We start from the raw sequence: 13,953 nt of genomic DNA, 5'->3' as shown, positions 1-13,953 counted from the left end.
GTCCCTGGTTCACCGGGTCTCTCCCGCGGTCGGCGGAAGGGCCGCACGGTGGAGGCATGAACACAGAAGGCAACACCATCTTCATTCCGGGCGGCAACCGTGGCATCGGCCTCGCCCTCGCGATCCGGCTTCAGGCCAGGGGCAACACGGTGATCGTCGGCGGCAGGGACACGGAGGCGCTCGACGCCGTCGCCGTCGACCACGGCTTCGCCACCGTCCGCATCGACACGACGGACCCCGACTCGGTCAGGGCGGCCTCCGCCGAGGTGATCGAGCGGTTCCCCGACGTCAATGTGCTGGTGCCGATGGCAGGGATCATGCGAGCGGAGGACTGGCGCACCCCTGGCTTCCTCCAGGACGCCGAGGCCATCGTGGTCACGAACGTGCTGGGCCCGATCCGGCTGATCGCCGCGTTCACCGAGCACCTGCAGTCCCGGCCGGCCGCGACGATCCTCACCGTGTCCTCCGGCCTCGCGCACGCGCCGCTGCGCCCGACGCCGACGTACAACGCGACCAAGGCAGCGATCCACATGCTGTCGGAGACGATCCGCCTGCAGTTCGCGGGTACCAGCGTGTCCGTGACGGAGCTCGTGCCGCCGGCCGTGCGGACGGAGCTCATGCCCGGTCAGGACACGAGCGACCACGCGATGCCGCTGGACGAGTTCGCCGACGAGGTGATGTCGCTGCTGGAGGCCCACCCCGACGCGCCCGAGATCCAGGTCGAGCGAGTCAAGTTCCTGCGCAACGGCGCGGCTCGCGGCGACTACGACCAGGTGGTGGCTGCCCTGAACAGCACCGACCCGCACGCGGCGGCCACCAGCGCGAGCTGACGGAGACCTACCTCGCCACCAGTTCGGCGGTCACGTCGACGGCGCCTGCCTCGACCAGCGTCACCTCGGCCGCACCCCCACCGCCGTCGGCCGCCTCGATCCGGTAGTCCCCGAGGAGACCACCGAATCGCACGCGGCCGGCGGCGTCGGTGCGCAGCGTCGTGGGCGGCAGCCACCACTCGCCCTTGACCAGCTCCCGCAGCCGGTCGAACGCGGGCTTGCGCGAACCGTCCGCCCGCAGCAGGCCGCCGGGCGCGCCCAGCCACATCCCGCGGTCCGACAGGCCCCAGTAGGTCATGGCCTCCACGCTCGGGTGGGACAGCAGCGTCCGGTAGTGCCGCTCGACCTCGTCGGCCTGGCGCGCCTCGCCCTCCGGCGTGGACGGCCACGACTCGACCTGCCAGTCGTTGAGGTCCTGGATGTGCGCGGGCATCACGTCGCCCGACATCAGCGTCGTCTCCGTGAAGTGGATCGGGATGCCGTACCGCGAGAACCGGTCGAGGATCGCGAGGGTCTTCTCCTCCCCGATGTAGCCCTGGTGCATGTGGCTCTGCAGGCCGAGCCGGTCGATCCGGATCCCGGCCTCCAGCACCGCCTCGATGAGGCACTCGTAGGCGGTGGACAGGTCGAAGTCGTTGAGCAGCAGCGTCGCGCCCGGGTTCTCGGCGCGGGCCTCCTCGAACGCCATCCGGATCATCTCGACGCGCCCCTTGCGGCGCGCCAGCGGCGTGATCGCGTTCTCCTCCGCGGTGAACACGGGCATGATCACCACCTCGTTGATGGCGTCCCACGTGTCGACCACGCCCCGGAACGCCGCGACGTCGCGCCGGATGCGCTCGCGCTGCAGCCGCTCGACCTCGGCGTCGGGCAGCCCGCGGAGCCAGCCCGGCTGCACCGTGTGCCACACCAGCGGGTGCCCCTTGACCACGGTGCCGCGCTCGGCGAACCAGCGCGCCGCGGCGAGCAGGCGCTCCGTCTGCGGCGCCCCGCGCTCCGGCTCGAACGTGCCCCAGTAGAACGGCAGGGTGGTCTGGTTGAAGACGTCGAACCAGGCGTCGGCGAGGCGGTCGTCGTACTCCGGGTCCTGCGAGGCGCCGTTCGCGAGGTCCACCAGGTCGAACCCGATGCAGCCGAACAGGAACGCGTGCCGCGTCTGCCGCACGACGACCTCCCGGTCGGCCAGCGGCGCCCCGTCCGGTCCGCGCAGGGTCACCGTGGCATCGGCGCGCCGGTGCGCGAGGCTCGGGTCGGGCGGGCGTCCTTCGGTGGGCGCGGTGAAGAGAGAGGTCACGCGCAGACCCTAGCCGCGCGGCTCACGGTCGTGGGGTGACCACCAGAAGGTCACCCACCTCGCACCGCAGCACGTCGCAGATCGCCGTGAGCGTGGAGAAGCGCACGGCCTTGGCTCGGTCGTTCTTGAGCACCGACAGGTTCACCACCGTGACGCCGACCAGCTCGGCGAGCCTGGCCAGCGTCATGCCGCGCTCCGCCAGCAGCTCGTCGAGGCGGCAGTGCACGCGGCCGTGGTCCTCCGTCGGCATCAGACGAGGCCCTCCGTGTCCTGCTGCAGGCGGGCACCGCGCTGGAACGCGTGCCAGACGGTGCCGAGGAGCAAGCCCGCCATGAACAGGACCCAGTCGATCTCCAGCGTCGGGCCGAACTCGATGTCGACGGTGGCCAGGGCGCTGTCCGCCGCCAGCCCCTGCAGCGTCGGGATCGCCACGGAACCCAGCACGAGGGTGAGCGCCGTGACGTTCATCGTCCGCACGCTCCGCCGTGCGAAGAAGTCGCCGCTCCGGAACGACCTGCCGAGCACGGTGAAGCAGACGGCGACCAGCATCAGCGTGATCGTCGGCAGCAGGGCGGCGGCCAGCACCACCGCATACGGCACCGGGTTGAGGTCGGAGACCCGGATCACCGCCTCGGTCGCCTGAGCCGTGGTGGTGCCGTCCAGCAGGAGGTCGTGCGGCACCTTCGCGAGCTCGACCGGGACCGGGACGTCGCGGTTGGGCAGGATCCGCACCAGGTCGCGGACGAGCACCACGAGCCCGGCGAGCACCGCGAGGCCACCCGCGAGCGCCATCACCTCGATGTTCTGTCGCTGGTCGTCGATCCACTTGGCCATCGTCGTCACCCCGTCGTCATCGGCATATCGTTTGTCGATACTATCGAAACACGATATGTCTTCGACGGTCAACGAAAAGACGACCATGCAGCTGCTGCCACGATCTCGTGCGTCGTAGCAGCAGCTGCATGGTCGTCTCCCGGTCGGCGGACCTACGTCGCAGGCTCCTCCACGACCGGGGCCGCGAACTGGCTCGCGTAGAGCCGCGCGTACGCGCCGTCGGCCGCGAGCAGCTCGTCGTGCGAGCCCTGCTCCACGATGTCGCCGTGCTCCATCACGAGGATCACGTCGGCGTCGCGGATGGTGGACAGGCGGTGCGCGATGACGAACGACGTCCGGTCCTTGCGCAGCCGGTTCATGGCCTCCTGCACCAGCACCTCGGTGCGGGTGTCCACGGACGACGTCGCCTCGTCGAGCACCAGGATCGCCGGGTCGGCGAGGAACGCCCGCGCGAGCGTGAGCAGCTGCTTCTCCCCCGCGCTGACGCTGGAGCCCTCCTCGTCCACGACGGTGTCGTAGCCGTCCGGCAGGGTCCGCACGAACGGGTCCACGTGGGTGGCCCGGGTGGCGGCGAGGAACTCCTCCTCGTCCACCGAATCGCCGTCGGACACCCCGTACCGCAGGTTCTCCTCGATGGTGCCCTTGAAGAGCCAGGTGTCCTGCAGCACCATCCCGACCGACGAGCGCAGGTCGTCACGCGACATGTCGCGCGTGTCGACGCCGTCGAGCGTGATGCGCCCACCGTCGACCTCGTAGAACCGCATGAGGAGGTTGACCAGCGTCGTCTTGCCGGCACCCGTCGGACCGACGACGGCGATGGTCTGCCCCGGCTCCGCGACCAGGTTCAGCCCGGTGATGAGCTGCTGGTCGGGCGTGTACGAGAACCTGACGTCCTCGAACGCGACCCGCCCGCGCACCGGCTCGACCTTCTGCGACTCGGCCGGGTCAGCGGACTGCTCCGGCGCGTCAAGGAGGTCGAACACCCGCTCGGCGGAGGCCACGCCGGACTGCAGCAGGTTCATCATCGAGGCGACCTGGGTGAGCGGTTGCGTGAACTGGCGCGAGTACTGGATGAACGCCTGCACGTCACCCAGCGACAACGTGCCGGACGCCACGCGGAGCCCGCCGATCACCGCAACGAGCACGTAGTTCAGGTTTCCGAGGAACCCCATGGCGGGCTGGATGGTGCCCGAGATGAACTGCGCCTTGAAGCTCGACGAGTACAGCCCGGCGTTCTCCTTGGCGAACACCTCGGCGGTCGCCTCCTGGTGCCCGTAGACCTTCACGAGGGCGTGGCCGGTGAACGACTCCTCGATGTGCGCGTTGAGCCGTCCGGTGGCCGCCCACTGCTCCACGAACTGCGGCTGGCTGCGCTTGGCGATCTGCATCGTCACGATCACGGACAGCGGCACGGTCACGAGCGCCACGAGCGCGAGGAGCGGCGAGATCCAGAACATCATGCCGAGCACACCCACCACCGTGAGCACTGCCGTCACGAGCTGAGCGAGGGTCTGGGTGGTCGTCTGGGCCACGTTGTCGATGTCGTTGGTGACCCGCGACAGGATCTCCCCGCGCTGCTTGGCGTCCACGTAGGACAGCGGGATCCGGTGCAGCTTCGACTCGACCTCGTCGCGCAGGTTCCGCATGGTCCGCTGCACGACGCCGGTGGTGATCCGCGCCTGCAGCCAGCCGAACAGGAACGCCCCGAGGTACGCCGCCACCACCCAGCCGAGGGTCTGCGCCAGCAGCGTGAAGTCGATGCCCTGGCCGGGCACCAGCCCCGGCATGCCGGAGATCAGGTCCGCCTGCTGGTCCTGACCCTCGGCGCGCAGCCCGTCGATCGCCTGCTCGGTGGTCACACCGTCGGGCAGCTGGGCGCCCACGAAGCCGGCGAAGATCACGTTCGTCGCGTCACCGAGCAGCTTGGGCCCGAGCACGGTGAGTGCCACCGAGCCGATACCCAGCACCATCAGGACCACGACGTTCAGCCGCTCGGGGCGCAGCGAGCCGGCGAACCGGCGCAGCGAACCCTTGAAGTCCATCGGCTTCTGCACGGGCATGCCCATGCTGCCCATCGGCCCGCCACCGCCGGGGCCACGTCCGGGCGGCGGGGCCGCGGGCGCGGTGGCCGGACCCGCCGTACCCGACGGCGCCGCACCGCCCGTCGCTCCCGACGTCGCGCCCTGAGGCTTGTCCTGCGCACTCATGCGGCCTCCTCAAGGCTCATCTGGGACGTCACGATCTCCTGGTACGTCGGGTTGTCGGCCAGCAGCTCCGTGTGCGTGCCACGGCCGACGATGCGGCCGTGGTCGAGCACCAGGATCTGCTCGGCGTCGCGGATGGTCGCCACCCGCTGCGCGACGACGATCACCGTCGCCTCGCGGGTCCGTGGCCGGAGGGCAGCGCGCAGGCGCGCGTCGGTGGCGTAGTCGAGGGCCGAGAAGCTGTCGTCGAACAGGTAGATCCGTGGCTCGCGGATCACTGCCCGAGCGATGGCGAGCCGCTGCCGCTGCCCGCCCGAGAACGTGGCGCCGCCCTGCGCGACCATCGACTCCAGGCCGTCCGGCAGCGCCTCGACGAAGTCACGCGCCTGCGCCACCTCGAGCGCCGCCCACATCTCCTCCTCGGAGGCGTCGGGCTTGCCGTACCGGAGGTTGTCCGCGACGGTCCCGGTGAACAGGAAGGCCTTCTGCGGCACCAGCCCCATCACCGAGCCGAGGTCACGCTGCAGGACGTCGCGCACGTCGATGCCGTCGATCCGCACCGAGCCGCCCGTCGCGTCGAAGAGCCGCGGCACCAGGTTGAGCAGCGTCGACTTGCCGGAGCCCGTCGAGCCGATGATCGCCGTGATCTGGCCGGGCTCCGCTGCGAACGTCAGCTCGTGCAGCACCGGCGCCTCGGCGCCTGGGTAGCGGAACTCGACGTCCTCGAAGGTGACACGCCCGCGCGGAGCCTGCCCGCCGGCGTCGTCGGCCGGGAGCAGCGCCACCGGAGCCACCGGGTCGACGACGGAGGACTCGGTCTCCAGGACCTCCCCGATGCGCTCCGCCGCGACCGCGGCGCGCGGGATCATCATGAAGATCATCGTCGACATCATCACCGCCATGAGGATGTACATGAGGTAGCTCAGGAACGCCGTCAGGGAGCCGATCTGCAGGCCGCCCGCCTCGATCTCGCGCGCGCCGAACCACAGCACCGCGACCGACGACATGTTCATGATCAGCATGACCACGGGGAACGTGAGCGCCATGAGCTGACCCGCACGCAGCGAGGTGTCGAACAGCTCCTCGTTCACCGTGCCGAACCGCTCCTTCTCCCGCTGCTCACGGACGAACGCGCGGACCACGCGCAGGCCGGTGATCTGCTCGCGCAGGACGGCGTTGATCGCGTCGATGCGCTTCTGCATACGGCGGAAGTGCGGCACCATCCGCCACACGATGAGGCCCGCCGTGACGCCGAGCACCGGCACGATGACCAGCAGGAGGCCGGACATCGTCACGTCCTCCGACAGCGCGAGGATCACGCCGCCGACCAGCATGATCGGCGCCATCACCATGATCGTGAACGTCATGAGCACGGTCATCTGGACCTGCTGCACGTCGTTGGTGCCGCGCGTGATCAGCGTGGGCGCGCCGAACTGCGCCATCTCCCGCGCCGAGTAGGTCTGGACGGTCCGGAACAGGTCGCGCCGCAGGTCCCGGCCAAAGGCCGTGGCGACCTGGGCACCGAAGTAGACAGCGACGACGGAGGCGACGACCTGGCCGAGCGAGACGACGAGCATCCAGCCGCCGGTGCTCCAGATGCGGCCGATGTCGCCGACCACCACGCCGTCGTCGATGATGTCCGCGTTCAGGCTGGGCAGATACAGCGCCCCGAGCGTCTGCACCAGCTGCAGGACGAGCACCGCTACCACCGCCCAGCGGTAGGGACCCAGATATTTCCGGGCAAGCGTGACAAGCATTAAAGAGAGTTCCCTTCGGGGCTGGGGGCTGGAGAACCAGAGGCCGGGGCGCCCGGTGCGGCGCTACTGGAGGTTGCAGGGTCCGGGCCGGCGGGGCTAGGTATTTTCCCAGGACCGGCGAGGCCGTTCACGAGGGCGTCGGCCAGGACGTCGGCGGGCACCTCGGGCTGCAGGTGATCGATCCGCGCGTGCGCACCAGCGATCGCCGACTCGATCAGCGAGATCGCCACCTCGACCGGGACCCGGAGTCGGTGGAGGTCAGGCGTCAGGACGGAGGTGATGCCCTCGACCGTGGCCTCGTGCTGGCGGGCGCGCTGGTCCAGGAACATCCTGCGATAGCTGTGCAGGCGCTCGTGCTGGTCGGTGGCCGCGCCGTGCCCGCCCGGCGGCGGACCGGGCACGACCACCGCGCCCGGCGGTCCGTCGCACACCATCGGCGGACCCGGCGAGGCCCCCGGCACCACAGGCGGGCCCGGTGGCCCGCCCGGTGGCCCGCCCGGCGGCGCCATGCGGCGCAGCACGGACATCCACCGCATCACCTCGGCCGTCCGGTGGCGGCCCAGCTCGATCACGAGCTCCAGGCGCCGTTCCAGCGGCAGCGTCGGGTCGATCCCGGTGAGCTCGGCGAGCGTCTCCTCGGGGCGCCCCGCGCGAGACAGGCCCTCCACGGCGACCGCGCCGACGAGCGCCGTCTTGTCGCCGAACGCGCGGAACAGGGTGCCCTCGGCGACCCCGGCGGCCTCGGCGAGCTCACGACTGGTGACGTCGACGCCGCGCTCTGCGACCAGGGGCATGACCGCCGCCGCGATGGCGGCTCGCCGTTCGTCCGGGGTCATCGGCGAGGCTCGGCGCCGTTCGTTGTCCATGCCGTCGACAGTAAATGAGTGAGCGCTCACTCCGCAACTGATTTTTCGCTGAGCGAATCTCGTCGTGCCGGCGGGAGGGCCCGGGCGGGCCTCTCCGGACACACCGGAAGCCCCCCGGCGCGAACACCGAGGGGCTTCCGAGAGCTACTGACGCTACGGTCAGGCGACCGGCGGCGCCGGGGGCGCCGGCGGGGGCGGCGTGGAGCCGCCGGGCATCTGCCCGCGCTCGGTCCGCGGGTCGAAGGGCTCGCCCGACCGGGTGCCCGCGCTGGTCGCGTCGGCCACGGCGGCCTCGGCCTGGCGCTGCGCCTCGGCGAGCGCCTCGCTCGGGTCCTGCAGCAGCGGCTTGTCGAGCACCGACGTCGCCGGCCGGGGGCCGCTGCCGGACGGGCCGTCGCCGGCGGAGGGGTCCGGGATGCCCGGCGTGCCCGGCGTGCCGCCGAAGCCCTTGGCGATGCTGCCCAGCGCGGCGGTGAACTCGGTGGGGATGACCCAGGTCGTGTTGGAGTCGCCCTTGGCGAGCTGCGGGAGCATCTGCAGGTACTGGTACGCGAGCAGCTTCGGGTCGGGGTCGCCGCGGTGGATGGCCTCGAAGACCTGGATGATCGCGCGCGACTCACCCTCGGCCCGCAGGATCTGCGACTGCGCGTCACCCTCGGCCGTGAGGATCGCCGACTGCTTCTCGCCCTCGGCGGTCAGGATCGCCGACTGCTTGATGCCCTCGGCGGTGAGGATCGCGGCACGGCGGTCCCGCTCGGCGCGCATCTGCTGCTCCATCGCGCCCTGGATGGAGGGCGGCGGCTCGATCGACTTGAGCTCGACGCGGTTGACGCGGATACCCCAGCGCCCGGTCGCCTCGTCGAGGACGCCACGGAGTTGGCCGTTGATCTGGTCACGGCTGGTGAGCGTCTGCTCCAGGTCCATCGAACCGATGACGTTACGCAGCGTGGTGACCGTGAGCTGCTCGATCGCCGTGATGTAGTTCGCGATCTCGTAGACAGCGGACTTGGCGTCCGTCACCTGGAAGTAGATGACGGTGTCGATCTCGACCACCAGGTTGTCACTGGTGATCACCGGCTGGGGCGGGAACGACACGACCTGCTCGCGCAGGTCCACGCCGGCGCGGACACGGTCGACGAACGGCACCAGCACGTGCAGGCCCGGGTCGAGCGTCTTCGAGTACCGACCCAGGCGCTCGACCACGAGCGCCACCGACTGCGGAACGATCCGCACGGCACGGATCACCGCGACGATACCGACGATCACGACCAGGGCAATGATCAGATAGAGCAGGACTTGCCCGAATGACTCCACGACGTCTCCTTACGCGGGCGCCTTGGCCCGCACGGACGATTCAAGCTTCTGACTGGACTGTCTGGGTACTGCTTCACGCTGGTACTGCTGAAGGGGGACGTCCAGGAACCAGGCTGCTACGCCGGCTCGACGACGGCGGTGGCGCCGTCGATCTGGACCACACGAACGCTAGTGCCGGCGGCCAGCAGAGGCGAGCCGGGTACGGCCCTCGCGCTCCACACCTCGCCGCTGAGCTTGATCAGTCCTGAGGCGGTGCTGACCTCCTGGACCACCGACGCCGTGCGCCCCACGTTCGCCTCCGTGTTGGTGGGCGCCTTCGGCGTGTTGTTGCGCAGGTGGCGGATCAGCGTGGGCCGCAGCGTCACGAGCAGCACCACCGAGGCCACCACGAAGACGATGGCCTGCGCCCACAGCGGCAGGCCGGCCGCGTTCGCCGCCCCTGCGGCCAGCGCGCCGCCCGCGAACATGATGAAGACGAAATCCAGCGACAGGAGTTCGATCAGCGCGAATACCAGCGCGGCTCCTACCCACCACAACCAGTCCATGGGTGCTCCCTCCGAGCGTCCACTCCGGTTGGCGACCGGTCGCCGACGGAACCTCTCCGCCGGCGGGCCCTCGCGGTGAATCTACCGCCACCTCGGACCTTTGCCCGGACTTTACCAAGGTCCACTGACACAGCGGTAGCAAAAACCGGTGTTTCAACGGGATTTCTCAAATGTGCTGATTATTTCGACGGCGGAAGAGCCCGCGCGCCTTCAGCTCACGCGATACGACAGCGCGTCAGCGAGCCGCACGCGCGAGCCAGCGCCCGCCGCCGTGCGCCACGATCAGCGGCAGCCCGAACGCCTCCGACAGGTTGTCCGCTGTGAGGACCTCCTCGATCGGTCCGGCGGCCTGGATGCCTGCCTTCTTCATGAGCAGCACGTGAGTGAAGCCCGGCGGGATCTCCTCGACGTGGTGCGTCACGTGCACAAGGACCGGCGAGGCAGGGTCGTGCGCGAGCTCGGACAGCGCGCCGACCAGCTCCTCACGACCGCCCAGGTCGAGCCCGGCGCCGGGCTCGTCGAGCAGCAGCAGCTCCGGGTCGGTCATGAGGGCGCGGGCGATCTGCACGCGCTTGCGCTCGCCCTCGGAGAGGGTGCCGTAGGTGCGGTCGGCGAGGTGGTCGACGTCGAACACCGCCAGCAGGTCCTTGGCACGCTGCTCGTCGAGCTCGTCGTAGGTCTCGTGCCAGCGGCCGGTCACGCCGTAGGCGGCGGTCAGCACGACGTCGCGCACCTTTTCCGCCGTCGGCAGCCGCTCGGCGAGCGCCGCGCTCGAGATGCCGATCCGCGGGCGCAGCTCGAAGACATCGACCTTGCCGAGGGTCGAGTCGAGGATCGTGGCCTCGCCCGACGTCGGATGCAAGCGCGCTGCGACAATCTGGAGGAGAGTTGTCTTGCCCGCACCGTTCGGGCCGAGCACGATCCACCGTTCTCCCTCGTTCACCTGCCAGTCGACGGAATCGAGGATGGTCGAGGTGCCGCGACGGACGGTGACGCCCGCAAGGTGGAGAACCGAGCTCATGGGCCACGACCTTACCCGAGGAGGAGTCATTTACAGTTCTGCGGTGGACACCGATCAGGAGCTCCCCCGGAGCGTGCTGCTCGCCCTGTGGCTGCAGGGCGTCGGCGACACCTCCGATGCCGTGAAGTCCGTGGTGGGCGACGACGAGCCGCACACGGTCGAGGGGCTGCCCGGCTTTGCCGACGGCACCGACCTCGACACGCTCTTCACCGCCTGGACCACCGGGCCACGGGAGGTGTGCGCGCTGCTGCCCGCGCCCGGCGACGCGGCGGGCGTCCCCGCGGTGGCCAACCTCGAGGCCACCGACGCCGGGGAGTGCGTGGTGATCACGACGCCGGCGGGAAGCTGGGCGGCGGTCCCCCGCGTCCAGGCGTTCGGCAGCCACATCGAGCCGGGGCACATGGTGACGTGGCGCGTGCTGGAGGTTCCCCAGTGGACCACGCTCGTGCACGCGGCGATCGGCTCGGTCGCCGACGCCGAGCGCGAGCTCCGCACCAGCCTGATGACCGCGACGGACGCCCTGGACCAGCTCGACGTCGCCCGCTGGCGCGACGACGCAGCCGACGCCATCGAGCGGATCCGGTCCGCCAGCACGTCGTCGTGGCCGGTGCCGCACCTGGACGGGCGGCGCGCCCGCGTGCTGGCCCTCGCGGGCCGCCTGCGGGCGATCGTGGCGCTCGGCACGGTGGACGACGGCGGCGCGGTGAACGTCTTCCAGGTCGACCAGCGGTCCACGGCGCTGCGTGAGGTCGACCGCACGGCCCGCCACGCGATGAGCGCGGCGACCTACGGCGAGGTCCGCTGACCCGTGCGGCGGGTCTGGGTGGTCGGGACGTCCGGGTCCGGGAAGACGACGCTCGCCCGCGAGCTCGCGCTGCGGCACGGTCTGCCGCACACCGAGCTCGACGCGCTCTACTGGGGCCCGGGCTGGACACCGCGCGCGGACTTCCTGGCCGACGTCGAGTCCGCCGTCGGCCAGGACGCCTGGGTGATCGACGGAAGCTACTCGGGCGCGGGCGCCGCCGACCGGATCCGCGAGCGCGCCGACACGTTCGTCTTCGTGGACCCGTCGCGCGCGACCGTCATGCGCCGCGTCGTGACCAGGACGGTCCGCCGGACGGCGAGCCGGGTGGAGCTGTGGAACGGGAACCGCGAGCCGTGGGATGCGCTCTTCGCGCGCGACTCCGTGATCCGCTGGGCGTGGACCACCTACGCGAGCAACCGGCGGCGATACACCGCCGTCGGGTCCGACCCGGCATACGCGCACCTGGCGTACCACCGGCTCCGCACCGGCGCGGAGCGCGAGACGCTCCTGGCAGCTCTCCCCTCTCTCTGAAGCCGCCGGCCGCCGGCCGGCGCCGGACTGACTGTCGTTCAGCAGGTTCGAGGCGACCATAACCCCGGGGGTTACGACTCTCCCGAGCCTGCTGAACCGCGGTCAGCCCACGGGCCCTCCCCGGGCCGACCAGACCTGCCAGGCGAGCTCAACGCGGTTGCGCACCCCGAGCCGGTCCATCGCGGAGCTGACGTACGCCTTCACGGTGCTCTCGCTGAGGTGCAGGTCCGCGGCGATCTCCGCGTTCGTGCGGCCCTGGGCGAGCAGGTCCGCCACGTCACGCTCCCTGGCGGTGAGGGCCGCGAGCCGGCCGGCGGCGAGCTCGGCGTCGGCCTGCCCGGCGTGGCCGCGGCGCAGGTCGCGCGCGACCTGGTGGGCGACGGCGGGCGACAGCCACGTCTCCCCCGCCGCCGTGCCCCGCACGGCCCGCAGCAGGTCGTGCGGGTCGCCCGACTTGAGCAGGAACCCGTCCGCCCCGAGCGCGATCGCGCGGCGCACGTACTCGCTCTCGCCGAAGCTGGTCAGCACGACGACGCGGACCGGGATCTGCTCCCGGCGGATCACCTCCAGCGTGCCGAGCCCGTCGAGCACGGGCATCCGGACGTCCAGCACGACGACGTCGAGCAGCCGGGACCGGGCCACCGCGAGCGCCTCCCGCCCGTCGGCGGCCTGCGCGACGACGTCGATGTCCGGGTCGGTGGCGAAGGTTCCCGTGAGCACGTCACGCACGCGGGGGTCGTCGTCGACGACGAGGACGCGGACCCTCACCACAGCGGCTCCCCGGCGAGGTCGGTGACGCGGGTGACCGCGTGGTCGTCGGCGCAGACCTCGACGGTCGCGGCGGCGAGGGGAAAGTTCCCGTCGGTCCAGGCGCGGCAGGTCGAGCCGGGAGGCGGCTCGGGCGACCGCGCGAGGCGGACGGGTGCCTGCCGCTGGGGCACGAGGGCGTCCAGCTCGGCGGTGGGCAGACCGACGGCGAACCGCGCGAGGACCTCGGGTTCCGCCGTCGTGTCGTGCGACGCCCAGGTCCAGAACCCGAGGACGACGGCGCACGCCACCACGACGGGCACCGCCGTCTGGCGGACGAGGGCGCGCAGGGGACGTGCGCCGGCCAGCTCGACGGGTTCGGCGCTCCTGAGCGGGTCGCCAGAGGGCTGGGCGAGGATGCGGGCGGTGAGGACGTGCGTGCCGTCGTGGTGGCGGGCGTCCAGGTGTCCGCCGAGCGCCGTCACGCGGCGGCGCAGCGCGTCGAGCCCGTGGCCGGCCCGGCCCGCACCCGCCGTCGGGGCCGGCGCGTCCGAGGTCGCCACGCGGGCCTCGACGACGTCGCCGTGCGTGCCCGCCGACGTCGACAGCACGACGGCGACCGGGCTGCCCGGCGCGTGCCGCGCGGCGTTGGTGAGTCCTTCACGGACCACCGTGTGCACGGCGAGGCGGGTGGGGACCGCGACCCGGTCGACGTCCCCGTGCAGCGTGACCCGCGCGCCGGCCTGCCGGGCCCTGGCCACGAGGTCTTCGACGTCGTCGGTCACCGGCTCGTCGGGTGCCGTCCCGTGCAGCAGGGCGACGGTCTCGTGCAGGCTCGCCACGGCGTGCTCGGCCTGCGCCCGCAACTGCCCGGCGAGCTTCGCGTCCGCGGCGTCGGCCCGTAGCTCGAGCAGGCCCGCCTGCATGGCGATGAGGCTGAGCTCGTGGCCCACGAGGTCGTGCACCTCGTCGGCGACCCGACGCCGTTCGACGGCCCGGCGTGTCGCCTCCCTCTCGCGGGTGTACCGGCCGCGCAGCAGCAGGTACTGCGCAAGGAGCACCAGGCAGGCGAACCCGGTGAGCGCCGCCAGCTCCGCCAGGGCGAGCAGCAGCCCGGAGCCCGCCCACCAGGCGAGCCCCAGCACCCCGGCCTGGACCACCAGGAAGGCCGGGACGGCCCAGCGCAGCACCGGGTGCGTTCTCATCGG

The 13,953-nt window shown here is 71.4% G+C and carries 14 protein-coding genes; 3 read left to right on the top strand and 11 right to left on the bottom strand.

The window, feature by feature from the left end:
* Positions 1–56 precede the first annotated feature (56 nt).
* On the top strand, positions 57–830 hold the full coding sequence (locus APR04_RS15245; protein WP_253871618.1) for an SDR family oxidoreductase: 774 nt from the start codon (positions 57–59) through the stop codon (positions 828–830).
* Between the two features lie 7 nt (positions 831–837).
* On the opposite strand, the gene APR04_RS15240 is transcribed toward APR04_RS15245, so the two are convergent.
* The 9 genes from APR04_RS15240 to APR04_RS15200 form a co-directional block, all read right to left on the bottom strand.
* Positions 838–2,121, bottom strand: coding sequence for an endo-1,4-beta-xylanase (locus APR04_RS15240; RefSeq protein WP_253871617.1), 1,284 nt, complete (start codon positions 2,119–2,121; stop codon positions 838–840).
* 22 nt (positions 2,122–2,143) lie between these two features.
* Positions 2,144–2,371, bottom strand: coding sequence for a helix-turn-helix domain-containing protein (locus tag APR04_RS15235; protein WP_253871616.1), 228 nt, complete (start codon positions 2,369–2,371; stop codon positions 2,144–2,146).
* Positions 2,371–2,955: a hypothetical protein gene (locus tag APR04_RS15230; protein WP_253871615.1), complete on the bottom strand. Its 585-nt coding sequence runs from the start codon at positions 2,953–2,955 to the stop codon at positions 2,371–2,373. The genes APR04_RS15235 and APR04_RS15230 overlap by 1 nt, the downstream gene beginning before the upstream one ends.
* A gap of 152 nt (positions 2,956–3,107) precedes the next feature.
* Positions 3,108–5,162: an ABC transporter ATP-binding protein gene (locus APR04_RS15225; protein ID WP_372496112.1), complete on the bottom strand. Its 2,055-nt coding sequence runs from the start codon at positions 5,160–5,162 to the stop codon at positions 3,108–3,110.
* The gene (locus tag APR04_RS15220; RefSeq protein ID WP_253871614.1) at positions 5,159–6,916 is read right to left on the bottom strand and encodes an ABC transporter ATP-binding protein; all 1,758 of its coding nucleotides are present in this window, start codon (positions 6,914–6,916) and stop codon (positions 5,159–5,161) included. The genes APR04_RS15225 and APR04_RS15220 overlap by 4 nt, the downstream gene beginning before the upstream one ends.
* A complete protein-coding gene (locus APR04_RS15215) occupies positions 6,916–7,782 on the bottom strand; it encodes a TetR/AcrR family transcriptional regulator (RefSeq protein ID WP_253871613.1) in 867 nt (288 codons plus the stop codon). Before APR04_RS15215 ends, APR04_RS15220 begins: the two co-directional genes overlap by 1 nt.
* A 159-nt stretch (positions 7,783–7,941) precedes the next feature.
* Complete coding sequence (locus tag APR04_RS15210) at positions 7,942–9,096, bottom strand: SPFH domain-containing protein (RefSeq protein WP_253871611.1); 1,155 nt, start codon at positions 9,094–9,096, stop codon at positions 7,942–7,944.
* Positions 9,097–9,212: 116 nt separating this feature from the next.
* A complete protein-coding gene (locus APR04_RS15205; RefSeq protein WP_253871610.1) occupies positions 9,213–9,641 on the bottom strand; it encodes an NfeD family protein in 429 nt (142 codons plus the stop codon).
* Positions 9,642–9,876: 235 nt separating this feature from the next.
* Complete coding sequence (locus tag APR04_RS15200; RefSeq protein ID WP_253871609.1) at positions 9,877–10,662, bottom strand: ABC transporter ATP-binding protein; 786 nt, start codon at positions 10,660–10,662, stop codon at positions 9,877–9,879.
* 43 nt (positions 10,663–10,705) lie between these two features.
* On the opposite strand from APR04_RS15200, the gene APR04_RS15195 reads away from it, so the two are divergent.
* Positions 10,706–11,467 carry an Rv1486c family protein gene (locus APR04_RS15195; RefSeq protein WP_253871608.1) on the top strand — a complete coding sequence of 254 codons (762 nt, stop codon included), beginning with the start codon at positions 10,706–10,708 and terminating at the stop codon, positions 11,465–11,467.
* 3 nt (positions 11,468–11,470) lie between these two features.
* Positions 11,471–11,998, top strand: coding sequence for a P-loop NTPase family protein (locus tag APR04_RS15190; RefSeq protein WP_253871607.1), 528 nt, complete (start codon positions 11,471–11,473; stop codon positions 11,996–11,998).
* Positions 11,999–12,100: 102 nt separating this feature from the next.
* On the opposite strand, the gene APR04_RS15185 is transcribed toward APR04_RS15190, so the two are convergent.
* Both APR04_RS15185 and APR04_RS15180 read right to left on the bottom strand, forming a co-directional pair.
* The gene (locus APR04_RS15185; protein ID WP_253871606.1) at positions 12,101–12,766 is read right to left on the bottom strand and encodes a response regulator; all 666 of its coding nucleotides are present in this window, start codon (positions 12,764–12,766) and stop codon (positions 12,101–12,103) included.
* Entirely contained in the window at positions 12,763–13,950 is a 1,188-nt protein-coding gene (locus tag APR04_RS15180) for a sensor histidine kinase (RefSeq protein WP_253871605.1), read from the bottom strand. Before APR04_RS15180 ends, APR04_RS15185 begins: the two co-directional genes overlap by 4 nt.
* Positions 13,951–13,953: the final 3 nt, after the last annotated feature.

The organism is Promicromonospora umidemergens (assembly GCF_024171995.1).
Classification (GTDB): domain Bacteria; phylum Actinomycetota; class Actinomycetes; order Actinomycetales; family Cellulomonadaceae; genus Promicromonospora; species Promicromonospora umidemergens.
This window is presented reverse-complemented; position numbering and strand designations above follow the sequence as displayed.